Annotated in this window: 13 protein-coding genes; 8 read left to right on the top strand and 5 right to left on the bottom strand. The window is 67.2% G+C overall.

Going from position 1 to position 14,195, the window contains the following annotated elements:
• Positions 1-51 precede the first annotated feature (51 nt).
• The 3 genes from CITRI_RS0110280 (at position 52) to CITRI_RS0110295 (ending at position 3,002) form a co-directional block, all read left to right on the top strand.
• Positions 52-1,821, top strand: a complete 1,770-nt coding sequence (locus tag CITRI_RS0110280; protein ID WP_157998924.1) for an FAD-dependent oxidoreductase — start codon at positions 52-54, stop codon at positions 1,819-1,821.
• A 576-nt stretch (positions 1,822-2,397) separates the two neighbouring features.
• Positions 2,398-2,796, top strand: a complete 399-nt coding sequence (locus tag CITRI_RS17330; protein ID WP_010144705.1) for a hypothetical protein — start codon at positions 2,398-2,400, stop codon at positions 2,794-2,796.
• A complete protein-coding gene (locus tag CITRI_RS0110295) occupies positions 2,796-3,002 on the top strand; it encodes a helix-turn-helix transcriptional regulator (RefSeq protein ID WP_010144706.1) in 207 nt (68 codons plus the stop codon). Before CITRI_RS17330 ends, CITRI_RS0110295 begins: the two co-directional genes overlap by 1 nt.
• Before the next feature lie 160 nt (positions 3,003-3,162).
• On the opposite strand, the gene CITRI_RS18985 is transcribed toward CITRI_RS0110295, so the two are convergent.
• Positions 3,163-3,735: a CAP domain-containing protein gene (locus CITRI_RS18985; protein ID WP_157998925.1), complete on the bottom strand. Its 573-nt coding sequence runs from the start codon at positions 3,733-3,735 to the stop codon at positions 3,163-3,165.
• A gap of 725 nt (positions 3,736-4,460) precedes the next feature.
• Positions 4,461-5,342 carry a manganese catalase family protein gene (locus tag CITRI_RS0110305; protein WP_010144708.1) on the bottom strand — a complete coding sequence of 294 codons (882 nt, stop codon included), beginning with the start codon at positions 5,340-5,342 and terminating at the stop codon, positions 4,461-4,463.
• Positions 5,343-5,815: 473 nt separating this feature from the next.
• On the opposite strand from CITRI_RS0110305, the gene CITRI_RS19800 reads away from it, so the two are divergent.
• From CITRI_RS19800 to CITRI_RS0110330, 5 genes are all read left to right on the top strand, one after another.
• Positions 5,816-6,292, top strand: a complete 477-nt coding sequence (locus CITRI_RS19800; RefSeq protein WP_192807899.1) for a hypothetical protein — start codon at positions 5,816-5,818, stop codon at positions 6,290-6,292.
• A gap of 240 nt (positions 6,293-6,532) precedes the next feature.
• Complete coding sequence (gene efeU, locus CITRI_RS0110315) at positions 6,533-7,582, top strand: iron uptake transporter permease EfeU (protein WP_010144710.1); 1,050 nt, start codon at positions 6,533-6,535, stop codon at positions 7,580-7,582.
• A complete protein-coding gene (efeO, locus tag CITRI_RS0110320) occupies positions 7,579-8,841 on the top strand; it encodes an iron uptake system protein EfeO (RefSeq protein WP_010144711.1) in 1,263 nt (420 codons plus the stop codon). The genes efeU and efeO overlap by 4 nt, the downstream gene beginning before the upstream one ends.
• A 6-nt stretch (positions 8,842-8,847) precedes the next feature.
• Positions 8,848-10,188: an iron uptake transporter deferrochelatase/peroxidase subunit gene (gene efeB / locus CITRI_RS0110325; protein ID WP_010144712.1), complete on the top strand. Its 1,341-nt coding sequence runs from the start codon at positions 8,848-8,850 to the stop codon at positions 10,186-10,188.
• A gap of 294 nt (positions 10,189-10,482) precedes the next feature.
• Positions 10,483-10,842, top strand: coding sequence for a nuclear transport factor 2 family protein (locus CITRI_RS0110330; RefSeq protein WP_010144714.1), 360 nt, complete (start codon positions 10,483-10,485; stop codon positions 10,840-10,842).
• 75 nt (positions 10,843-10,917) lie between these two features.
• Here the strand turns inward: CITRI_RS0110330 and CITRI_RS0110335 are convergent, their stop codons facing one another.
• The 3 genes from CITRI_RS0110335 to CITRI_RS0110345 are packed head-to-tail and all read right to left on the bottom strand — an operon-like array spanning position 10,918 to position 13,999.
• Positions 10,918-11,580 carry a DUF6320 domain-containing protein gene (locus CITRI_RS0110335; protein WP_029139228.1) on the bottom strand — a complete coding sequence of 221 codons (663 nt, stop codon included), beginning with the start codon at positions 11,578-11,580 and terminating at the stop codon, positions 10,918-10,920.
• Positions 11,577-13,061 (bottom strand): hypothetical protein, encoded by a 1,485-nt coding sequence (locus CITRI_RS0110340; RefSeq protein ID WP_010144716.1) that lies wholly within the window; start codon positions 13,059-13,061, stop codon positions 11,577-11,579. Before CITRI_RS0110340 ends, CITRI_RS0110335 begins: the two co-directional genes overlap by 4 nt.
• Positions 13,034-13,999, bottom strand: coding sequence for an alpha/beta hydrolase (locus tag CITRI_RS0110345; protein ID WP_040386265.1), 966 nt, complete (start codon positions 13,997-13,999; stop codon positions 13,034-13,036). The genes CITRI_RS0110340 and CITRI_RS0110345 overlap by 28 nt, the downstream gene beginning before the upstream one ends.
• Positions 14,000-14,195 lie beyond the last annotated feature (196 nt).

The following is a 14,195-nucleotide window of genomic DNA, read 5'->3' on the forward strand; positions in this document are numbered from 1 at the left end:
CGCCCGGATCGGAGTATGAGCGGCTGCTAACACCGAATGGGAGCGGGACCGATGACAGAACAAACCCTGCAGCCTGGATCGGTGCGCGACCCGAAGACGAATCCATCAACGGTGCGTCAGGTCTTACTCGCGTTCCCTGTTTCAACGGGAACTGTCTTCGGTCTTACTGGCTGCGCAGTCGAAGCGGGTGGCGTCGATGTTCCCAGTGAACCAGTGGCGTCCCTGATCTCGGTAGTCCGCTCCGATTTCGATGTCGTGGTTTTCGGTGGTTCACCCTCTGGTGTCGCCGCCGCGGTCACTGCTGCGGAATGGGGCGAGAAGCACGGGCACCGAGTCGCGTTGATCAGCCAGTATCCAACCGTTGGCGGTGCCATCTCCAACGGTCTTGGCGCGGCCGATATCGGGGGCAAGTCCGCGGTGACGGGCTACGCGGACCGCTTCTTCCAGGGGGTGAGGGATACCTATGATGACCCCGGAGCCTGGAACGTTGCTCCGAGCGATGCAGAGGAAATCTTTCGGGGGCACCTCAGCGATGCCGGGGTTGAGGTCTTCACGGACGAGACGCTGGAATCGGTAGCGAAAAGTGGCGAGCAGATCGACTGCGTTACCACCACCCGTTCGCAGTATTGTGGCCCGGTCTTCGTAGATGCGACCTACACCGGTGAACTGGCCGCCGCGGCTGGCACTCCCCACCGTCTGGGCTACGGCGACTGGTTCGACTACGACGAGCCACGCACAGAGCGTGTCTGGAAGGTCCTCTACGAGCTGGAACCTGAGGATGTGTCCGGTGCCGAGGCTGCGTTTGCGGAGAACCCCTACGTCACGACCGGTGTCCCGCCCTCCGACTCATGGGTTGAGGATGCCAGTGACGGCCGGATCTCGATGACCTATCGCCTGTGCGTGACGAAGGACGAGAACAACAGGGTTCCGTTTGCGAAGACTGACAACTACGAACGATACGCAGACGGGTGGCGGCGCTGGCAGGGCGGACTGGCATGGGGAGCCAAGCTCAATGGTCACGGCAGGATTACCGGTCCCGTCCAGATCGTCCCGACCCAGGATGGGAAGTGGGACTTCAATAACGGACACGGATTCGTCAACGTCCCGGCGCCAGACGGGCTGTTCACGGGCGAACGCGACGCCGTATTCGATCAGCTGGAAGACTATCAGCGCAACTGGATGTGGTTCCTTCAGTATGAGACGCCAGAAAGCGTTCGTGAATCCATGGCCGGTTTCGGGTTGTGCGCGGACGAGTTCACAGACAACGAGAACTGGCCGTACGAGCCATACATCCGTGAGGGGCGGCGCATCGTAGGCGAAGAGACGCTGACGATGCACAACATCGACGACCCGGCGCAGCGGGTTGCCGATGAGAGCATCGCGATCGGCACCTATCACGTCGACAACAAGCCGAGCGAGTACCGCTACTGGGACGGTGTCATGTACCGTGACTGGGCTTCTTATGCGGCCGTTCCTTGGTACGAGGTGCCTCGCGGCGTGATCCACCCGGTCAACCTCGACAACCTGATGGTGACAGTGAATGTCTCGGCGAGTCCCCGCGCTCACGGATCGGTGCGTATGGAGCCGCAGTACATGGCCATGGGTGAGGCTGCGGGTGCGATCGCGTTCTCATCGCTGCTCACAGCGGTGCCACCGGTTGATGTTGACTGGCATTCGATCGACTATGTGCTGCGCATGAAGGGCAACGTGCGCAAGCTGTCGCTTGTGTGCGAGGGCATGACGACGGCACGTCATCGCATGGCGGCGGGTCTCGACCCAGTGACGTGTGAACCAAGCGCACTTACGGGCAACGAAAGATGACCGGAGACGCCGGCCGCCGAGGGCGGCGAACATGGCCACGCTGCAGTGACAGGCGCAGCCACAGCACTCCATGCGGGGATTCGGGCGTTTGGGTGCGTAGAACATGGTGCCGGTCATGTGTGGGCAGGGCCGCCAGCGCAGATCAGTACCATGGCGGGCACTGAGGCGGTGAAGTCACCGATGAGCATCAGGGTGGCGAGGTCCAGGACTACGTAGACCGGCATGCAGAGGAAGCGCGGGGCGTTGGTCCGTAACGGGCTCATCCGACGTGGGCGTGTATGCGCCTCCTGAAACCACCGGTCTCAAGCAGGAATCCGCTGACGGGCAGGCGCTGCACGCACGGTCTCGGGAGGTCTGGCGAACGGGCGCCGTGGGCCGTTCTTCAGCAGCAACGGGGCCCAAACGCGTCAGGACTCCCCTCGAACTAGTAAAGCAGTCTTTACGTCAAGCACGCTTGTCTGTAAAGTGAGCTTGACACAACGGGATGTGGACGAGGGAAGGGCTGACGGCATGGATACCAACAGGACGACACGGAGCGTATGGGGGCGGGCACGATGTGGGGGTAGTCCGACGACGTTGTTAGTTGTCGCGCTGATCGTCGGCGTCCTCATCTCCGCCGGTCTGGGCGGGCTCTTTCTGGTTCTGGGCACCGCCGAGAATCCCATGTTCGCCTTCTGGGTGGTCTTCGTCATCACCCTGCCGGTCAGTGCAGCGCTGGGCTGGGCAGTGTTGGTGGATCGCTCGACGCTGGCCGGGGCGCTCGACAAGCCCGAGGACTCGATCGAGTCGGCCTGGTATGACAAGGCGGCCAGCGGAGCGTTCGGGGACATTCTCCTCGTGGGGGGATTAGGCGCCGGGGGATTCGGCTTGGCGGGGATCGAAGGACCTTTGACCTGGGCGCTATCGGCACTGGTGGTCTTTGCCATGCTCGACATTGCGGTGCGTTACCTGTGGCTGAAGAGATCGGCACAGTAGTGGAGAACACGCTTCCACAACACCGGCAGAGCCGTGGATGGTCCCAGCAGCGACTGGCTGACGAGCTCGGAGTCTCCCGACAGACCATCATCTCGATCGAGAAGGGCCGGTACGACCCGTCTTTACCGGTAGCGTTCCGGCTCGCGAACGTCTTCGAATGCACGATCGAGGACCTCTTCATTCCGCCGAAGGCGCCGGATTCGTGATGTCGCCCCCTCGCATCCCCATGGGGTGCGGGAGCCCGCATAACTGTCGCCCACCCGTTCAGGGCGGGCGGGTTGAATAGTCTGACGTCGCGGATCCCGGTCGGACCGGGATCCGCGACGGGGTCCGATGGTCATATGGTCGTTCCTTCACCCAGCGCGGTCAGCGCTTGATGAAGACCTGGGTGGTGTACATGTACCCCTTGTTGTCCCTGGGGATTGCCCAGATACCGATCCCGGTGTGGGTGAAATCCGGGTTCAGGATGTTGGCGCGGTGCCCTGCGGAGTTCATCCATGCAGTCACCGCCTTGTGGGGGAACCCGTCTACGGCATAGGCCGGTTTGCCGTTCATCTGGCACCAGTTGTGGTAGATGTTCTCACCGTATGCGGAGAACGAGACGTTCTCGTCCTTGAGCCGGTCAGCGGGGCCCTTGCCGTTGATCACATGGCTGAAGATCCCAGTCCGGGCCATGTTCTGAGAGTGCTTGATGGCAGCATTGCTGACACCTTGGTCGACTTCGAGGGCCGCAAGCCCGTTTTGCGTCCGCTGCTCATTGACCAGGCGATGGATCTCCCACGCCATGGCGTTCCCGACGTCGCTCGGCGGGGACTGGGCGGTGCAACTGGCGGCCGCCGGCTGAGGGGCGGCAACCGGTCCTGGCGCACTACTCGCAGGCGCCACGCCGCTGGCGAGCAGGCCCCCCGCGATGACGACTGCAGCGACGCTGCGGTACATGGATACCCCGACCCGGTTGCGTGCACTCGGACGCGGGCATGCCGGGTCGTGACGAGGTTGATGGGACATCTCGGTCTTCTTTCACGGGGCGACCGAAGACAGCACACATCGAGATGACCAGCGGCCTTATTGCCTGAGGCCGGGGGAGTGGAGGACTCGACTATCTGCTAACAGCAGTCTGGTCGGGGGCTGTCTCGCGATCACTAAAGGTTGCTGTGGAGACTCCAGATCCTGGATTCAACGTCCCCAGAACGGCCACTTACCCTAGTGGCCGACCGTCGGTGCAGCAATCACTTTAAGACGGTCCCCGGCGCCCCACAATGGTTCGGCGTCCTTCTCGGGAAGTCGCCGTCTAGTGGTCCAGGAAGGTGCAATGACGTGCGGGATTCACGCTGCGCGCGTTTAGAACCCCGCCCGAACACGAGGCTGCCGCTGACACGGCTTGACCAGGGTGCACCGGAGGAGTCGATCTCGTCGGCGCCCGACGCTGGGTGAGAAGACGTCGAGATCGACCCCGACCGATGCGCCGTCCAGGCGTGGATCGTTACCCCTTGCTCTGGTGGCCGTCCGCGCCATAGATCACCCCGCTGGTCCTCGCAGATCGCTGTCCGGGCGGACACGCCCGACGAGCCAGTCCGGGATCGGTGGGGGATGCACCAGAGCGCCCTGGTCATAACGGTTCGAACCCCACCACGTCCACCCCGCTGGCCGGCAGAGTCCGGGGGTTACTCCTTGTGGAGTTTGTCCTGGATGGCGCCGGCGGCCTTCTCCATGGCGTTGGGCAGCTCGGTGGTGCCGTAGAAGCGGGCATCCGGGTGGGTGGGTGGAGGCATCGGGACCCCGGCCATGGGTTCGGGCTGGTAGGAGAACTCGGCCTTGCCGTCCGGGGTGGGCCCGGAGGCCCAGGTCCCCTCGGCCATCGCCGCCCCGTCGGAGAAGTTGTACGCGGTGTACGCGTGCTCACCGGCCTCCTTGGACTGCGGGAAGTTGCTCGGGGTCGGCATCTGCTCCAGGCCGTCCTCCTGCAACTCCCGCACGGCCGCGGCCCACTGGTTCTGGTGCATGGTGTCCCTCGCCAGCAGGAACGACAGCAACTCCCGGATGCCCGGGTCATCGGTCATGTGATAGAGCCGGGCGACCTGGACCCGGCCCTGCATCTCCGCGTTGAGGTTGGCGGTCATGTCGGCCAGCAGGTTGCCGCTGGCGGTGACGTAGCTGCCGGACCAGGGGTTGCCCATGGAGTCCACGGGACGGGCGCCGGCGCCGGCGACGATCCCATGCTGGACATCGGTCCCACCGATGATCGCCGCCACCGTGGGGTCGTCCTGGACGGCGTCGGTGGTGATGCCCAGCGGGGCCTTCTCGAGCAGTTGGGCGACCATGGTGGCCAGCATCTCCACGTGCCCGAACTCCTCGGCGGCCGTGCTGAACAGCAGGTCCCGGTACTTGCCCGGGATGTGCGCGTTCCAGGCCTGGAAGCTGTACTGCATGGCCACGGTGATCTCCCCGTACTGCCCGCCGATCACTTCCTGCAGCTTGCGGGCGTACACGGCATCGGGCTTCTCGGGCTTGGTGGTGAACTGCAGTTTCTGCTGATGAATGAACACGAGGACAAGTCCTTCTCACTCGGTGGTCGCAGCCAGAGGGTTCCCCTGGCCCACTCACCAACCTAGGAACAACGCCCCGGTCAGCTCTAGCCCCTATCCCCGCCACGAACACAACGACCCCCGGAGCTGACAGGCTCGGATGACCCCTCCGTCGGGGTGGGTATCTCGGGCCAGGAAGACTGGGGTGCTGGAGATGCAGATAAGCCCGTCGGGGTGGAATTGGCGAATCCGGAGGGCGGTTCGCCCGGCCCCGTCGGATGGGGGGGGGCAGCACCACGGTATGCACCGCACGACGGCCAGTTCTTCAGCGGCGTGCCCGGCCTGCGGGGTGCGCAGGGTGGACCATCATCGGTTTCTACGGTGGTGCCGCGCCCGGCCCGCTGTGTCACTCTGTGGCGCTGTCACGTACCCGGCCGACCGCTGGGGGTGGGGTTCGGGTCGTGCAATATCGTAGGGATATCAAAGGAGAACCGATGAGACAGAAACCGTTCCCGAGCGTAGTGGTCCTCCTTGCCGTGTTCGGTGTCATCGCCATGATCGGGGCCGTGGCCGCGGTGGTGTCCCTGCTGTCGAGCGGTACCTCGGACCATCCGGGACTGCGCACGGAGGACCTCGCGCCGGCGCCGCGGCCTCCCACGGCCTATGAGCACCTGGAGCGGTTCCAGGACCTGGCCGATGAGCACGGGGACCGCGCCGCCGGCACTTCCGGGTACGAGGCGGCGGCCCGGTACGTCGAGGACCAGCTCGCCCGCGCCGGGTTCGAGAGCAGCCGCGACTACTTCACTTTCGAACACCGCGGTGAGCAGGTCGAGTCCTTCAGCGTCATCGTCGAAACCGAGGGCGGGGACGACGGGAATGTCATCATGCTCGGGGCCCACCTGGACGGGGTGCCGGGCAGCCCGGCTTTGTCCGGGAAGGCCCAGCCCCTCAATGAAGCACCACCGAAGTGAGCCATTCGAGGATCCCCAAGCGGACACGCCTGAGCCCATGGCTGGAGCTGTCACCCAGCGATCAAAGAAGACCGCAATAAATCGGCGAACGTCTCAGATCAAGACCCGGCTCGCCAGGGCGGCCCGAAAACGGGGGTTCACCCATCCGCGCGGTGGTGCTAGGTTAGGTATGCCTTACCTAAGTTCAGTCCCGAGAGAGTGCCCGTGGAGCCCCGGCCCTACGAGCGGGATGGTCGGTCCATGTTCCTCGCCTCATTGCTCATCGGTCTGCGGGAGGGCCTGGAGGCCGCGCTGATCGTCAGCATCCTCCTGGCCTACCTCCACAAGCTCGGGCGCAACGACGTTCGTCGCAGGATGTGGGCCGGTGTTGGCCTGGCGGTGGTGCTCATCGTGATCATCGGCGCGGTGTCCACCTTTGGGCGGTCCCGGTTGAGTTTCGAGGCACAGGAGGTCCTCGGCGGGAGCATGTCGGTCCTGGCTGCCGGGATGGTCACCTGGATGGTGTTCTGGATGATGAGCGCGGGCCGACGGATGCAGTCCGAGCTCGAGGGCAGCGTGGACCGAGCACTGCTCATCGGTGGTGGGTTCGCCGTCTTCTGGATCGCCTTCCTGGCCGTGGCGAGGGAGGGGGTGGAGACGACCCTGATGCTCTGGGGGTGGGTGGGAAACCTCGTCGCTCTCGGCGGAGCACTGCTCGGGATCGCCCTCGCGGCCGGCATCGGTTACGGCCTCTACCGCGGCGCGATCCGGATCAACCTCGGGACGTTCTTCACCTGGTCCAGCGTGTTCCTTCTGATCATCGCCGCTGGCATCCTGGCCTACGGCATCCATGACCTGCAGGAGGCGGCCGTGCTGCCCGGTCCCTTCTCCGGCGCCCCGATCTCCCCCACCCATCCGCGCACGGGCGAGGTGCTGACCGGATTCGCCGATTATCCGTTCTGGGGTGCGGCCTACCCCTTCGGCTGGGCGTTCAACCTCGAGAACGTCATCGAACCGACCGGATTCCTGGCCGCCCTGCTGAAGGGGACGGTGGGCTTCGCGCCGATGATGACCTGGCTCGAGGTCACCGTGTGGGCCATCTACCTCATCACCGTCATCCCCGCGTTCATCCGCCGCGCGCGGCGGCTGCGCCGTCCGGCCGCCCGGTCCGCAGCCACCACGCCGGACGCCTCGGCCGGCGCACCGACGGCTACCCCGGCCCTGACCCCCGTTGCCGCTGCCGCTGACGGCGACCGAGCCGCCGTGGGGCGCCATCTGCCATCACCCCTGTCAGCCAAAGGAACCCCATGACCGACACCTCGATCTCAGCCGCCCTGCTCGCATCCGTCACCGTCCTGGCACTGAGCGGCTGCGCGCCCAACACGTCCAACGTGGCCGAGGGGGACGGGATCCAGGTGTCCTCCACCGCCGATGCCTGCGAGGTCTCGACGGACACGGCCGAGAGCGGCACGAACACGTTCACCATCACCAACGACGGTGACCGGGTCACCGAGTTCTATCTGCTCGGCGAGGACGGACTGCGGATCGTCTCCGAGCAGGAGAACATCGCCCCGGGAGCCTCGGCCCAGCTGACGGTTTCGCTCCAGCCGGGTGACTACTTCACGGCGTGCAAACCGGGTTTGCGGGGGGCGAACGTCGGGGAGGCGGCCTTCACCGTCACCGGTGAGGCGGTCGAGCTCACGGGCCAGGATGACGAGCTGTACTCCGAGGCCGTCGGTGTCTATGTGGACTTCGTCAAGAACGAGGTCGCCGCACTCGTCCCGAACGTGGAGGAATTCGCCCAGGCCTACATGGCCGGTGACGACGCTCGGGCCCGGGAGCTCTTCGCCCCCACCCGCGTGAACTACGAGCGGATCGAGCCCATCGCCGAGGCGCTGGGAACCCTCGATCCCCGCATCGACTACCGCGAGGTCGACTACCTCGCGGAGGCCGCGGAATTGGAGGCGGACGATCCCACGTTCACCGAGTGGCTCGGTTTCCACCGGATGGAGAAGGACCTGTGGCCACCGCAGGAGGGTGATCTCAACGCGGACGGGTCCTCGGCCTTCGAGCAGTGGACGTGGAGCACCGATGAGGACCGTCAGAGGATCGGCCGGCAACTCGTCGCGGACGTGCAGGACCTGTACGACACGGTGCACGACGAGGACTTCGCCCAGGACCAGCAGATGACCATCAGCACGGTCTCCAACGGCGCGATCGCCCTGCTGGAGGAGGTCGCGGTGACCAAGGTGACCGGTGAGGAGGACTGGTGGTCGCACTACGACCTCTGGGACTTCCAGGCCAACGTTGAGGGATCGCGCATCGCCTTCGACCTCGTGGCGCCCATCGCCGAGCGCAAGGGTGAGCAGGGCCGGCAGCTGGTGGCGACGATCAACGAGGAGTACGACGCCCTGGAGGCCCTGCTGGCCCAGTACGGCAACCTGGAGGACGGTTTCGTCCTCTACGACCAGGTCACCGCCGAGCAGCAGGCCGAGCTGACCCGCCAGATCGACGAGCTGCGCGAACCGCTCTCCCGATTGACCGGGACCGTGCTGGAGATCGAGGGATAGCACGCAATGTCCAGGCCCACAGACCGCCCGGGGGTCCCGCCTCACGCCGAACCGGACGACAGCCCGCGCGGCATCCGGCGCCGAGGGCTGCTCGGTGCCCTCGGCGGGGGCGCCGTGGGGCTGGCCGTGGGCGCCACCGGCGCAGCGCTGGCCGCCAACGCCCGCAACGACGACGACCCGCCACCGACGGCAGAGGAGCTCGTCTACGAGTTCACCGGGGCACACCAGGCCGGCATCGTCACCCCCGCGCAGGACCGCCTCCACTTCGCCGCCTTCGACGTCCGGGAGGGTACGACGCGCAGTGAGCTCATCGGGCTGCTCGAGGACTGGACCCGGGCGGCCTCCCGGTTGGTCCTCGGCGGCGAGGTCAGCGCCCGGGGCGCGTTCGGCGGCGGAGAGCTCTTCCCGCCCGACGACACCGGCGAGGCGGCCGGACTCGGACCCTCCGGCCTGACGCTGACCTTCGGATTCGGGCGCAGCCTGTTCCTGACCGCCTCGGGCGAGGACCGCTTCGGCCTGCGACCGGCGATGCCGGAGCACTTCACCGAGCTTCCGGTGATGGTGAACGACTTCCTCGACCCCGCCCGCTCGGACGGGGACCTGTGCATCCAGGCCTGCGCCCATGACCCGCAGGTCGCCGTCCATGCCATCCGCAACCTTTCGCGTATGGCGGTCGGCCGCGCGGCGATCCGGTGGTCGCAACTGGGCTTCGGCCGGACGGCATCGACCTCGACCGCGCAGTCCACCCCGCGCAACCTGTTCGGCCTGAAGGACGGCACGAACAACCTGAAGGCGGAGCACCAGGAACTGGTCGATGAACACGTGTGGATCGGTGCCGCCCAGGGACCGGACTGGGCCGTGGGCGGCAGTTACCTCATCGCCCGGAGGATCGCGATGACGATCGAGGTGTGGGACAGCCTGCAGCTCGGCGAGCAACAACGCGTCACCGGGCGGGACAAGGTCGAAGGAGCACCCCTCTCCGGCGGGGAGGAATTCACCGCCCTGGACTTCTCGGCGACCGATGCGCAGGGCGAGCCGCTGATCGACCGGCGCTCCCACGTGTTCCGGACGCATCCGGACCACAACGACGGGATCCGCATGCTGCGACGGGGCTACAACTTCGTGGACGGCAACGACGAACAGGGACGTCTCGATGCCGGGCTGTTCTTCATCGCCTTCGTCAACGCACCGCAGCGGTTCGCCCGGGTGCACACCAGCATGGCCCGCGACGACATGTTCGTCGAGTACCTCAAGACCACCGGCTCGGCGGTCTTCCTGGTGCCGCCCGGGGTGCAGGGTGAGGACTTCGTGGGGCAGGGCCTCTTCGACGCGACATCGATGCCGTAGCAGCCTGCCGACGGTGCACTGATGCCACTGAACGACCACAGAAGATCGCCTTCTAGCGACCAAATCCACGTGTTCATCGCCGTCGGCTACGGGTGCGCGGCCGCGGTTCGATCATCTATCCGGAGCTGCGCAAGATGCAGGCCGAGGGGTTGCTGACCGCGCGTCAGGTCCCGTGGGGGACCAAGGGGGCCACGGCCGCGGGCCAGGTTCTCCACCACGGTCCGCGGCCGTTGCCCCCGGCGTCCCGCAGCGGGAGAATTACCGTGCGGAGGGCCTGAACACCAGGACACAGCCATGAACGCCAACACAGCCTTCGACCTGGCCGGTTTCACCCGGGCCACGGAGGAACGCAACGCCGAGACCCTGCTGGGGTCCTATGCCGACGACGCCGAGGTGACCATCGTCGACCGGAACCATCCACCGAGGTCACCACAGGTCCTCACGGGGAAGGACCAGATCCGTCCCTGGCTGGAGGACACCTACTCCCGGGACATGACCCATCGGGTGGTCGACCCGGTGGTCGGCGAGGACCGGGTCGCCCTGACCACCCTGTGCCGCTACCCGGACGGGACCACCGTGTGGTGCGCCTGCACGGCGGACATCTCGGCGGGACTGATCACCCGGCAGAACGTGGTGCAGGTCTGGGACGAGTGAGCGTGGACGGGCCATGGCCCGTCCACGCTCTCGACCCCCGGGAACCCGCCCCGGGACCACGGGGCCGCCAGGCGCCTACACGTGCAGGCGCTTGGCGAGCTCGTGACGCACTTCCGCGCCCCGGGCGGCCTGCACCATCACCAGGGCGCAGATGCTGAGCGCGCCGCAGACCACCGAGGGCACCGGGTTGGTCACCCAGCCGAGGACCAGGAACACCAGGGGGGCCAGGCCCAGCAGGACGGTCAGTCCGCTGTAGAGGATGTGCTCGCCCACCTCGGTCCGCATGACCCGCACCGTGATCAGCACGGCGATGATGGCCGACGCGCACAGGGCCGGCAGCGCGTAGGTCAGGGACCAGCCGTCCCACCCGCTCAGGTAGTCCCAGTACACGCAGACCAGGCCGATCAGGACCACGAGGTACACGGTGCCCTTGGCGACGTTGCGTCGCTTGCGCACGGCCATCAGCACTACCAGCCACATGGCGGTCAGGCCCAGCCAGACGGACCGCACGAGCCCGATGTCCGCGGCCGCCCCGAACAACAGCTGGGCCAGGAAGGACGCCAGGATCACGGCCAGGGAGGTGAGGAACAGGGCCTTCCACACCCGGCGGCGGGAGAAGTTCAGGGGCACCGCCGGCAGCGGGCTCGGCGACGCCTCGCCGGCCACCGGAGCCGCACACAGCGGACACCGTGTCCAGTGGCCCTCCACGTCCACGGCGCACTGTGCGCAGCGCCTCACGGTTCCCCCTCCGCGAGTTCGTCCTCGGTCACCCGGGCCGCGGCGACCGTCACGTCGACCCCGCGGGCGGTCAGCATGCGGGCGAAGTCCCTGACGTGCGCGGTCTCGGTGAACGGCGAGGTGAAGGTGATCGTGAGCAGTCCGGCGTGGGAGATCGCGCAGAACTGCGGGCGGACCGCGGTGACGTGGAACAGGATGCGCCCCACGTGGGAGGCGGCCGGCTCCGGCAGGCTCACGCGGCCCAGGTTCGAGACCGCGACGCTCAGTCCCCGGTTGGTGCCCCCGTTGACCAGCTTCAGGATCAGGTCCTTCAGGGGGCGCGGAAGGATCCTCAGCACGGACATCCGCTCGAAGCGGATGAACCGTCGCAGCTTCCGCTCCAGGGCCTCGGGGGAGGCCTTGGGCCGGAACTGGCCGTCGAGCTGTCGGCTGACGGAGCCGACGTCGTCCGGGCCCTCGCCGTAGGTGTGGTCCACCCGGACGGTCGCGAAGAAGTTCCGCGCCGAGGTCGAGGGGAAGAACTGCCGCAGGTTCACCGGCACCGACGCCGCCAGGGTCCGGGCCGCACCCAGCCCACCGGAGGAGCGGCGCAGGGATTCGAAGAACACGGCGATCAGGTACATCGTGAGCGAGACCCCCTCGGCGCGGGCCAGTTCCAGCACCCGCTGGGCGGGCATCGTGAGCTCGACGGCGCGGGTGCGGTTGTCCGGGGTGCGGGTGCCCGCGGCGCGGTAGACCTTCGTCCGGGGCCTGCTGTGCCGCGCGCCGGTTCCCCGCAGCGCCGCGCCCGACGACGGGGCGCCGGCGGCCGCTGTCAGTGTGGCCGGAGCGGCCTCGCGGCGGAATGCGGACCCGGTGGCCGTCGATCCCTGACGGCGCCGCAGGAAGTAGTGCCGGAAGCTGTCGCCGCTCAGGGCGTGCGTCGGTGCCGACGCGTCGCCACCGGGCGGGACGACCGGGGCGACCGGGTCAGCGAGGCCGGGGCCGGTCCCGGAGCCGAGGGGTTCGCGAGCGCCTGCGGCCGGGCGCACCGGATCCGGATAGCGCAGGCGGTGGTAGGCGGTCAGCAGGTCGGTCAGGAACCAGAGCGCCCCGGTGCCGTCGGACAGGGCGTGGAAGACCTCGAGGATGATCCGGCGGCGATGGTGCACCACGCGGAACAGCAGGTTCCGCCGGTCCGACTGGTAGAGCGGGGCGCAGGTGTACTGGTCCTCCGCGGTGACGACGGGACGCAGGTCGCTGTCCTGGAGGTAGTACCAGAACACGCCGCGGCGCAGCACCGCATGGTAGAGCGGGTAGCGGTCGAACGTGGTGTCCAGGGCCGCCTGCAACAGGTGCGGGTCCACGTAGTGGTCCGTCTCGGCGCTCAGGCGGAACACCTTGGGATCGGCGTCGGTCCGGGCGGCGAGGAAGATGTTGGAGGCGTTGTCCAGTCGCACCCAGGTCCGGCGGGTCACGAGGGCTCCCGCGGGCGCTGGCATCCGCCATCGGCCGGCTCGTCCTCGAGGAACGCGTCGATCACCTCGTAGGCCTCTCGCAGGTACCGGGAGAACCGCGGCAGGACGATGAACCCGTGCAGCGCCCCGTCCACCCGGTGGACGCGTACCGTGTTCCCGGCCTCCTCGAGCGCGCGGCCGTAGGCCTCGCCCTCGTCGCACAGCAGGTCCCGTTCGGCCGTGATCACCAGCGTCCTGGGCTGTCCGGACAGGTCGGTCGCCATCAGCGGGGCGACCCGCGGGTCGCGACGTTGTCCCGGATCGGGGACGTAGAGCTCGAAGTAGTCCTCGACCTCGGTGTTGGTGAGCCGGTAACCCTCCCCGTGGTGGTGCACCGAGGCGAACGGCGAGGTCTGGGGATCGTGGTCCCAGTGGGTCACCGGGTAGAGGAGGATCTGGCGGTCCGCGCCCCGCTGACCACGCTCCTTCAGCAGCAGGGAGACGGCTGCCACCAGGTTGCCCCCGGCCGAGTCACCCACCAGGACGATCTTGCCGGCATTCTCGATGCCCGCCCTGTGCGGGTCCCGCAGCAGGGCGTTGGCCACGCGGTAGCAGTCCTCCAGCCCCGCCGGGAAGGGGTGCTCCGGTGCCAGCCTGTAGTCCACGGAGGCCACCACGCACCCGGTGAGATCGGCCATCGTGGTGCAGGCCGAGGTGTAGCTGACGATGTCACCGGTGACCCAGCCACCGCCGTGGAAGAAGAGCAGGACGTCGTCGCGCCGCCGTTCCCTGGGCTGGAAGATCCGGACCGGGATCGGGGCGCCGCCGTCGGTGAACGACTCCTGCCGGTACGGGGTCCGGTGCCGCGGTGCGGTCAACGTCGCGAGTCGGCGCTGGACGCGCCGGACCTTCCCGTAGTCCTCACGCATGTTGAGCCGCGGTGCTGCGAACAGGCCCAGCACCGTGCGGGAGAGTCGGTTCACGGGCGGGCGGGGTGGTCGGGAGCAGAGGGTTCCATGTACCCAGCGTAGAGGCCCCACCTCGGGGTGGCAGACGGCATTGCGCCCGCCCTCGGACTGGCGCCCGATCGACACGCACCCGGGGCATCGTGCCCTCCTGCGAGCGGGGAGGGCAATGTTTGTAACAAAAAACTGTTGACTACGTCACACATCTGAAATA

Origin of the sequence: Citricoccus sp. CH26A, assembly GCF_000224415.1 — a bacterium.
Lineage (GTDB): Bacteria > Actinomycetota > Actinomycetes > Actinomycetales > Micrococcaceae > Citricoccus.

Excerpts from the sequence above, each read along its gene's own strand:
- CITRI_RS0110280 (WP_157998924.1), top strand. The coding sequence starts at position 52 with ATGACAGAACAAACCCTGCAGCCTGGATCGGTGCGCGACCCGAAGACG.
- CITRI_RS18985 (WP_157998925.1), bottom strand. The coding sequence starts at position 3,735 with ATGTACCGCAGCGTCGCTGCAGTCGTCATCGCGGGGGGCCTGCTCGCC.
- CITRI_RS19800 (WP_192807899.1), top strand. The coding sequence starts at position 5,816 with ATGAGACAGAAACCGTTCCCGAGCGTAGTGGTCCTCCTTGCCGTGTTC.
- efeU (WP_010144710.1), top strand. The coding sequence starts at position 6,533 with ATGTTCCTCGCCTCATTGCTCATCGGTCTGCGGGAGGGCCTGGAGGCC.
- efeO (WP_010144711.1), top strand. The coding sequence starts at position 7,579 with ATGACCGACACCTCGATCTCAGCCGCCCTGCTCGCATCCGTCACCGTC.
- efeB (WP_010144712.1), top strand. The coding sequence starts at position 8,848 with ATGTCCAGGCCCACAGACCGCCCGGGGGTCCCGCCTCACGCCGAACCG.
- CITRI_RS0110330 (WP_010144714.1), top strand. The coding sequence starts at position 10,483 with ATGAACGCCAACACAGCCTTCGACCTGGCCGGTTTCACCCGGGCCACG.
- CITRI_RS0110340 (WP_010144716.1), bottom strand. The coding sequence starts at position 13,061 with ATGCCAGCGCCCGCGGGAGCCCTCGTGACCCGCCGGACCTGGGTGCGA.